This is a genomic window from Chitinophaga sp., from assembly GCF_035564935.1.
Classification (GTDB): Bacteria; Bacteroidota; Bacteroidia; order Chitinophagales; family Chitinophagaceae; genus Chitinophaga.
In genome coordinates this window covers 1-9300 of sequence record NZ_DATMTE010000763.1, presented here as the reverse complement: position 1 = coordinate 9300, position 9300 = coordinate 1, and the positions used below count along the sequence as shown (strand labels likewise).

Annotated in this window: 5 protein-coding genes; 3 read left to right on the top strand and 2 right to left on the bottom strand. The window is 47.8% G+C overall.

Annotated features, from left to right (window positions below; genetic code table 11):
* Together VN105_RS19810 and VN105_RS19805 are read right to left on the bottom strand one after the other, a co-directional pair.
* The coding region (locus tag VN105_RS19810) for a PKD domain-containing protein (protein ID WP_325643411.1) at window positions 1-4587 on the bottom strand (4587 nt) is incomplete at its 3' end.
* Between the two features lie 253 nt (window positions 4588-4840).
* A complete protein-coding gene (locus VN105_RS19805; protein ID WP_325643409.1) occupies window positions 4841-5335 on the bottom strand; it encodes an LIC11966 family surface protein in 495 nt (164 codons plus the stop codon).
* 87 nt (window positions 5336-5422) lie between these two features.
* On the opposite strand from VN105_RS19805, the gene VN105_RS19800 reads away from it, so the two are divergent.
* The 3 genes from VN105_RS19800 to VN105_RS19790 all read left to right on the top strand — a co-directional run bounded on the left by VN105_RS19800 (window position 5423) and on the right by VN105_RS19790 (window position 8733).
* Window positions 5423-7687, top strand: a complete 2265-nt coding sequence (locus tag VN105_RS19800) for a sensor histidine kinase (RefSeq protein WP_325643408.1) — start codon at window positions 5423-5425, stop codon at window positions 7685-7687.
* Between the two features lie 9 nt (window positions 7688-7696).
* On the top strand, window positions 7697-8320 hold the full coding sequence (locus VN105_RS19795; RefSeq protein WP_325643407.1) for a response regulator transcription factor: 624 nt from the start codon (window positions 7697-7699) through the stop codon (window positions 8318-8320).
* 86 nt (window positions 8321-8406) lie between these two features.
* On the top strand, window positions 8407-8733 hold the full coding sequence (locus VN105_RS19790) for a DUF4870 domain-containing protein (RefSeq protein ID WP_325643405.1): 327 nt from the start codon (window positions 8407-8409) through the stop codon (window positions 8731-8733).
* The last annotated feature ends 567 nt before the right edge of the window (window positions 8734-9300 follow it).

The following is a 9300-nucleotide window of genomic DNA, read 5'->3' as shown; positions in this document are numbered from 1 at the left end:
TGGATAGCAGTATTCATTCTGCCCATCGCCGTTGGGTGTAAAGGCATTGGGCATGTATACTGCGCCTTTGCTGCAGGTAACATGTACGGTTACATCATCGGAAGCCTTGCAGCCGAAACGGTTTTCCACTTCCAGTACGTACCGGGTAGTAAGATTGGGAACCGCCTGTACAGAGCGACAAGTACTGCAGTCCAGGTCTTCCACCGGCGACCAGTTCCAGCGCACTACATCATTGCTTACTGCGGCGCCCAGCTGCACAGGCACGCTGGCCATTGCCAGGATATCGCCACCGAGCATTACGGTTGGCGCGGGATTCACCTGCACCTTCAATGATGCGTTGTCGGAAAAACAGCCGTCTTTATCGTATCCTGTTACTTTATAGGTGTAGCTGCCAATGCTGGTTAAGCTGCCCGTTGGGGTGGCAATATTGGGATTATCAAGCCCCGGCCCTTCCCATACATAGCTATCGGCCCCGATTACCATCAGGGGGAGTTTGTCGCCTATACAAAGCCCCGTATCAGGTGTAGCCCTGATGGTAAAAGGTTGCACCACGCGGATACTGACATTGCTGGTATCCACACAACCATTATTGTCAGTCACTTTCACCTGGTAGGTGGTATTGGTAACCGGGCTTGCCTGCGGATTGGCGATGTTGGGGTTGCTCAGTCCTTCGGTGGGCGTCCATTCATATTTAACGCCGCCGCCGGCCTGCAGCACCGTTGTATTATTCAAACAAATAAAATCGGCGGGAGCAGTGGCTTTCGCGTCCGGTAAAGGCAGCACATTGATGCTATGATGCGCAGTATCGGTACAGCCTTCCTTATTGGTAACCGCCAGCGTTACATCTATCATGCCCGGTGTGGTAAATGCATGATCAGCGGGTTGTTGTTTATTATCGGTACCCTGTCCTCCAAAATTCCATTTCCAGGTAACATCACCATCACCGGAAGTGGTTCCGTTAAAGGTTACCGGCACATCCTTACAGGCTTTATCAGGGCCGGTAATAGATGCCCGCTGCAGCGGGCGTACCACCACGGTAGCGGATACCGTTTTTTCACAATGATAGGCCGTAGTGGTAGTAAGTGTAAACTGGTAGGTGCCTGGTTTATTCAGGTGAAACTTTGGTTTGGCGGTATTGGCGCCGGTAGCGGTTACGGAAGGATCATAGGTCCATTGATAGGTAGCCGGCATTCCCAGGCTCATAGAGTGACTGGTAAAATCGGGATCGAAAGTGACATCGCCTTCCCCGCATAATTCCGTGGCGGAAGGGTTCAGTTTTACATCCAGCTCGTCTATTACAATCGGATCTTTAAGTAAGGCAAGCCCGCGGCATCCTGAATTATCAGTCAGCAACAAGCGGGGATTATATATTCCCGGTTTCTTAAAGGTATGCGTAGTCACTGAATCCTTTGTGTCCTGTATAATGCCGTCTGTAAAGTCCCAGCTGAAAGTCGCCGATTTTGCCCCTGCTACATTAAACACTACTTCCTGTTCCTGGCAGCCACCTTGTGTGTTCGCGGTTATTTCTGCAAACGGTCCTGTTACTACGATGGTTTCTTCTACCTGGTCTTCATCTCCGGTATTTCCCTTTACCTTTAAAGTTACCTTATACTGGCCGGCCAGCGTGTAGGTATGTACGGGGTTCACCTGGTCTGATGTACTGCCGTCGCCAAAGTCCCAGAAGGAGCTGGTATAGTTAAAAGACTTATTGGTAAAGCGGAATAACATCGGCGCACAATTGCTGCCATCTACAAAGGAAGAAGTATAAGTAAAGGCAGCACCCGTTTTTGTTACCTTGATCTCCTTTTCGGTAGTGTCTTTACAACCGTTGTTATCAGCGATCCGCAACTGCACTTTATATACACCTAAATTGGCGTAGTTAACAACCGCTTTGGGCGTAGTTGAAGAAGCGGTTCCATTACCAAAATCCCAACGCACCGTTGCTATGGTACCGCCGATATCAGTGGATTGATTGGTGAAGGTAACATTGCTGCCGGGGGTTACTACGTATTTATCTGCAATAAAATCTGCATTCGGTCCATTCACCTGCAATGTTTTCCCCGAGTAAACATTTGAGCAACCATCTTTGTCGGTCACCTTTAAAACTGGTTTGAAACGATAGCCGGCCGTATCGTATACATGCGTAAACGGTGGTGCGGTGAAAGTTTGGGAAGGAGTTCCATCTCCAAAATCCCATTCCCATTTTGCCACGCCATTGCTATAGGTAAGATCAGTGGCATCTGTAAAAGTTACCATGGTACCACGGCATTGTACATCTGACGGCAGGTTGTATCCTGCCAGCGGACCCCGCACGGCCACATTTACCACGTTACTGCTGTCTGTACACCCTACCCTGTTAGTGGCTACCAGTTGTAAGGTCTGTTTGCCGGGCGCCAGGTTGGTAAACGGGTAGCTGGTAAGCGTACTGTCGGGATAGGCTTTACCGTTAGCCTGCCAGGCATACCCGTTAATGCCGTAGATGTCCGGGTCGTAGCTGCTGATCTTTGTATGTACCGTATCGCTGCTGCACAGGGTGCTCTTATCTGCGGTGATGGCAACAGGTGAAGCGGCAATCATGTCGGCTGTTCTTTCCAGCGTAGTGGTACAGGTACCGTCAGATACAGTGAGGCGCACTTTGTATTTACCTGTTTTAGGGTATACATGGGTAATCTTTGCGGTTCGTGTAGTATAAGCCGTATCTGTTCCATCTCCCCATTCCCATTTCCAGGAGGTAGCCTTGGTGGAGCTTTCATTAAATGTGGCTGTAAGACGGTTGTTACAGTCCGCTTTAGCCATGGTGAAACGGGGAAAAGGATCCGTGGCTTCTATGTATTGCTTTTTAGTAAGGGAATTATTACAGGTTCCGTTAGAAACGGTGAGGGTAATATCGTATACACCCGGAGCTGAGTAACTGTGCTTAGGCGTTGGCGTGTTATCCTGGCTGGTGGTTTTATCGCCGAAATCCCATACCCATTTGTCGCCCACGTCCGACTGGTCCTTGAAATTCACCGTGGAGTTACCGCAAACTTTTGGGCTTTCGGGTGAGGAGAAATCTATTGTGGGTTTACGGTATACCTTTACATCCTGCTGGCATTTTACGGTTCCCGTACATCCGTTTACGGTAGTATAGGTAAGCGTTACCGGGTAAGTGCCTTCCTTAGGGTACACGTGCGCAGGACTGGCTTCTGCCGACTTTGCAGATCCATCTCCGAAATCCCAGCTGTAAGTGGCTATCAGATCGCTGCTGTTGCTGGTGGCCGTAAAGGTTGGTGAAATGCCTTCGCATCCGCTGGCGCCCTTGGCTGTAGCTGTGATGAGGGTTTGCACTACGGGAACATCCGCTTCACTCCTGATCTGGCAGCCGGCGGCATTGGTAGCTACTACGCTTACTTTATAAACGCCCGCGGCGCTATAGCTATGTGCAGGATTCTGCGCAGTAGATGTTTGCTGATCGCCAAAAGTCCATTGCCAGCCGGTTGCACCTGAAGAATTACTGTTAAAATTGATGTTAACAGGCAGGGTGCAGGCAGGTTTGTTATCGCTGCTGATATTCACTGCCGGTGAGGCATTCACAGTAGCTGATTTCTCCACCACCTGGGTGCAGGTTCCGTAAGTGGCTGTCAATTTCACTTTCAGCGGGCCTGCGGCTGCCGGAGTATAAGCAATAGTAGCGGTGTTTCCTCCAAAAGGCTGGTCATTGATCTCCCAGGTATATTTATCCGGCTTAATACCGGTGGTAACTGCCGTAAACCTGTTAGCCTTACTGGCGCACACAAGCGCCGGTATATCTATATCAGTGTTATAATTGGCCAGGTTAATATCGCTCACAATTTTTGTATCGGAGCAACCCAGCTCGTTGGTGACGGTGAGGGTAATGCTGTGCTTACCGGCTGTGGTAAAAGTGTGCTTACCGGGATCTTTCAGTGTAGAAGTGGCACCATCGTCAAACTTCCAGAGATAGCTAAGCGTTCCATTGCCCGTAGAGGTATTGGTGAAAACTACGTCTGCCGGCGCCTGGCAAAGCGTTGTCTGCGCCACTGTAAAATCCGCATTGATGGCAGGTAATGCTTCCACTGCTTTTTCTCTCCGGAGAAAATTCGTACAGCCGTGACTATTAGTAACCGTTAATGTTACCGCGTAGTCGCCGGCCCTGCTAAAGGTATGTGCAATGCTGCTGCCACTACCATCGAACCCGTCGCCGAAGTCCCACGCACGTTGGGTAATAGTGCCGTCTACCGGGTCGGATTTATCGGTAAATGTGGTAGTAAAAGGAGCGCAACCGCTGGGCGGTGTGGCGCTGAAGTTCACCTTTGGCTTGCTCCATACATTGATAAAATTGGTTTTAGTAATGGTATTAGTGGCTCCGGCAGCGTCTGTTACAGTTAACTTAACCGTATAGCTGCCGGCAGTAACATAGGAGGCTTGCGGGTTTTGTTCGGTAGAAGTAGTGCCATTGCCCAGGTCCCATTGCCAGGATACGGGGTTACCGGTGGAATGATCTGTGAATGTGGTTACCAGGAGGTCGCAATCGGCGGTATTATTAGCGGTAAAATCTGCTTTCAGCTGCGCATGGGCGGTAAAAGCCATCAGACAACAGGATAGCACAGAAATAGTAAAACAGGCAATAAATTTGCCTCTGGCAGATACGGCTAGGTTCATCGTTTTTCGGATATGATACGGACTCTCGATACGGTTGTAGTGGCAATGTACAATTTTTCGGCCAATATATAGCCAGGCAGCACCCGATCAGCAATACCATCTCAAAAAAAAGCTGCCCAAAAGCAAAGATGCTTTTGGGCAGCCCCGGTTCTTCTTCTAACAACATCAATGGTTACCGTTACTATGGCTTGCTATGGTTCTTTTCGAATTGATAGCTGGCTTTATTGATATTTGCGCCGATCGCTTCAAACGATTGATTGATCCTGTTAAGCGTAACCTGGATCTGCGGCAGCACGGAGGTATCGCCATTTTTTTCTTTTGTCCGTAGTCCTATCAATTCTTTGTAGCTCTCGCCTGCAATCTTCTTATATTCCTTCAATCCCTGTTCTACGGCTGGTTTCAAACCTCCGTCATCTTTGGCGGCTGCTATTTTGTTCACTTCCCCGATAGATTTGTCCAGCTGTTCCACCCAGGTTTTACGGACCGATTCGGCTTTGGCAAAGTCCTGGCTCACCATCGCCGTGTTCATTTCATTCATATGTTTTTCCTGCTCATTCATCACAGACATCAGCTTATTATTATACTCAACAGGATTCATAGACGAATCGCAACTTGCAAAAAAGGTACTGGCGGCTGCAATACAGAGGGGGCCGAAAAGGGCTTTAAATTTTCTCATCTTGTTTTAGTTTTCATGATTTGATAACACAAAAGTAGCGGCGGCAGCCCCGTGGAGATATCCCTGAAATCAGCCATTTTTAATTCCATGACAATTGTAAATTTGCAGCTGATCCAAAAAACCATGCACCTGCTATATCGTATCATATGCACTATCACGTTGCTTATTGCCGCCACCAGTAGCAGCGCACAGTTGCTGGCCGACTCGCTCCGTAACATTATAGCGCAGCCACAGTTGCCGCTGGAAAAACGTATAGACGCAATGGACAGGCTTGGACAGGTGGTGTTCTTTAATTCCGGATGGAAGGAAGGGTTGAGCATCCTGCGTGGTTCCCTGGCGATGGCTGCCCCCATGAAAGACGGTCAATACCGTGCACATACCTACGGTATGATGGCTGCTTCCTATTACATTATGGGAGATGAAAACGCGGCCTACGAATGCCTGGACAGCGCCAACTATTACATAGGCCGGTCGCGCAGCCGCCTCATGAAAGGATATGTGCAGTACATGAAGGCCTGGCTGGAAATCCGCTCCCACAAAGAAACGGAGGGCATTCACACACTGCAGCAGGCCCTCGACATGCTGGAGAATGATCCGGATGCATTAAAATACAAACAAGCTATTTATTCTGAACTGGCAGGCATTTACTTCAGGTGGTACGACCTGGTGAATGTAGAAAAATACACCCGGCTTTCCTTAACCGCAGCCAACAAACTGGGCACATTGGATAAACTGATCAGCGCTAACCAGGAACGGGGCTCCTACTTCACCAACCTTTACCGCAGCGACAATTCCCGGCAAGAGGCGCTGGACTCCGCCTTGTTTTATATACGCTATGCACTCAATATTGCCCGGGCCAACAGGCAACGGCTCATTAACCCCAGCGATATACCCTTCGCCGCCGCCGGGCTGGCCAATATTTTCGCGGAGAACATGCCCGCCACCGCAGCCAATAAAGACAGTATCGACTACTACAATCATATAGCGCTGGAAGAAGGCAGGATGACCAAACAATATGTAGTGGAAGCCGGCGTATATAATACCCTGGCCAATATGGCCTATAACCGCGGCGACTATAACGAGGCTATTGAATATTACAACGGCGCTATTGCTACCACCGTGCAGGATCCCCTCTATGATAAATACAATCTTTCCCAATCATACCTCGGACTGGCAACCCTTTACGAACTCAGGAAAGACACTTCCGCGGCGCTTTTCAACTACAAACAGTACATGGATATCTACAAGGAACTGTTTGATGGGGAAAAAATGAACAAGGCCAAAGACCTGGAAGCCAAATATGAAATGGCCCGCAAAGAAAAGGCCCTGCTGGAAATACGGTTACTTGCGGAGCAACGGAACCGGGAACTGATCCACGCCAGGTATCTTTCCGGGCAAAAAGACCAGGCATTACTGGCTGCAAAATATGCCGCCATCCTAAAAGATAAATCGCTGCTCAATGCAAAATATGAGGCGGAAGTACAACAAAAGGCACTTACGGATGCCAATTTCAAAACCACCAAACGGGAGCAGGAACTGAAAACAATGGGCGAGAGATTCACCTATAACCGTAAGCTCAATAAAATATACTCGGCGCTTACCATCGCCTTATTCCTTGCCGCAGCGTTCCTGTATTATGCTTTCAAGCAGCGGTCCAACGCTCTTAAACAAAAGCAGCGGCTGCATAACCTGGAGCTGGACCAGATCAACCAGGCGCATCGCATGTCAGTACTATCTGCTATGCTGGAAGGCCAGGAACAGGAACGCACCCGTCTTGCGCGCGATTTGCACGATGGTCTCGGCGGGCTGCTCTCCGGTGTAAAAATAGAGCTCTCCGCATTACAAGAGCCGGGAACATCATCGCCCCGGCAAGCTATTGTTCATAAAACCATGCATCACCTGGATAGTGCCGTGGACGAACTCCGCAGGATAGCCAGGAGCATGATGCCGGAAGTGCTGATCAAATACGGGCTGGGAGAAGCCATCAAAGAATACTGCAACGGGCTTAAAAAATCAGGCGTTCCCGTTTCCTGCCAGGTATATAACTACCGGAATAACATGAGCGCCAGCCGGCAGGTAACGTTGTACCGTATTACGCAGGAACTGGTGAACAACGCCGTGAAACATGCTGCCGCATCGCAGATCCTGGTACAGCTGCAACAGCGCGACAACCAGCTTTTCCTTGTAGTGGAAGATGACGGGAAAGGATTTGACACCGCTCATCTTCAATCGCTTAAAGGCGCCGGGCTGGCTAATATACAGTCCCGCGTGGAAATGCTGAATGGCTCCCTTGAAATAGCATCGGCCCCCGGAACAGGTGCTGCATTTAATATTGAATGTGTTGTAAAATGATTGTAGTTTATGATAAAAGTATTGCTGATAGATGACCACCCTATTGTAATGGAAGGATTGAAGAACCTGTTGTCGCGCCGGGAAGATGTAACCGTGACCGGTTGCTTCGATACCGGCAAAGCAGGCCTGCAGGCCATTGAAGACCTGGCGCCTGATGTGGTGCTCCTCGACATTAATTTACCGGACATCAATGGAATAGATCTCTGCCAGCAGGTTCGCAAATATGATAAGGATGTACGCATTATTGCACTGAGCGTACACAACGAACGCCCGGTAATTAAGAATGTACTTAATAGCGGTGCTAATGGTTATGTGCTGAAGAATGCGGTTGGCGATGAAATTATTATGGCTATCAATGCCGCCTTGAAGGGGGAAATATACCTGTGCCGCGCATCGCGCAATATCGTAAGCCAGGTACAGGAAGGCGAACTAACGGAAATACCCAAGATCACCCGCCGGGAGAAAGAGATCATGGTGCTTGTAAGTAAAGGATTGACCACCGGGCAGATAGCCGAACAGCTGTTTATCAGCACCCACACTGTGGAAAGTCATCGTAAAAACCTGATGGATAAATTTGATGTAAATACCATGACTGCCGTCATAAAATTTGCCACTCAATTTGGTTTGATCTAAAAAATTAGCTGATTTCAGGGATAAGAAACCCTTCCTGCTGGTCGTAGCTTTGTTGCAACAAACTAACAATCTAAAACGAATACAGCATGGACAAGAAAACATTGGCTATCATTTCCTACATCACGATTATCGGATGGCTGATTGCATTTTTTCAGTATAAAGACAAGGAACGTGATCCTTTCGTAACCTATCACCTGAAGCAATCGTTAGGCATTGCTATTATCAGCTTTATCCTTGGAGCAGCCATTAATATCATCGTGCGTATTGTGCCTTCCCTGTCTGTAGTAGTGTATGCAAACATCGTCATACTGGCATTGTGGGTGCTGGGCATCATCAATGCAATGAATGGCCGAAGAAAGCCTGTACCTGTTGTTGGCCCTATGTTCGAGAATAAGTTCAGTTTCCTCATGTAATGCGTCAACCATTATTCATTCCGTAAATAACCCTTATATGCAAAGAATAGCATCCCTTTTAGTGATTTTTGGCCTTTTATCCATTGTTACCGGTTTCTTTAACCATGTACCCCGAATACTAATGTGGATCTATAAATGGGGAGAAGGACCTGCGTGGGGCATTAAAATAGGATTGATTGTTTTAGGCTCAATTCTATTTGTGCTCAGCGGGAAGACGCAGAAGAGTTAATTCCTTCGCGCGCAGGCGCGCGTAGATTGTCGCGGATTTTGTCTGACTCCGGATTACGCTGATTATAATGATTAGCTTGATTTTTATTTTAGAGTTTGATAATAATTAAGGGAGATAAAAGCAGATATTCTTCTTGTATCTTTCTTCTTTGTTTTAAATAAATCTAAAGATCAAATTAATCAGTATAGTCAGCGTAATATTAGTTTGATTTTTATTTTAGAGTTTGATAATAATTAAGGGAGATAAAAGCGGATATTCTTCTTGTATCTTTCTTCTTTGTTTTAAATAAATCTAAAGATCAAATTAATCAGTATAGTCAGCGTAATATTAGTTTGATT

What these genes read in the sequence shown, in the direction of transcription:
- VN105_RS19805 (WP_325643409.1), bottom strand. Translation starts at nt 5,335, where the DNA reads ATGAGAAAATTTAAAGCCCTTTTCGGCCCCCTCTGTATTGCAGCCGCC.
- VN105_RS19795 (WP_325643407.1), top strand. Translation starts at nt 7,697, where the DNA reads ATGATAAAAGTATTGCTGATAGATGACCACCCTATTGTAATGGAAGGA.
- VN105_RS19800 (WP_325643408.1), top strand. Translation starts at nt 5,423, where the DNA reads ATGACAATTGTAAATTTGCAGCTGATCCAAAAAACCATGCACCTGCTA.
- VN105_RS19790 (WP_325643405.1), top strand. Translation starts at nt 8,407, where the DNA reads ATGGACAAGAAAACATTGGCTATCATTTCCTACATCACGATTATCGGA.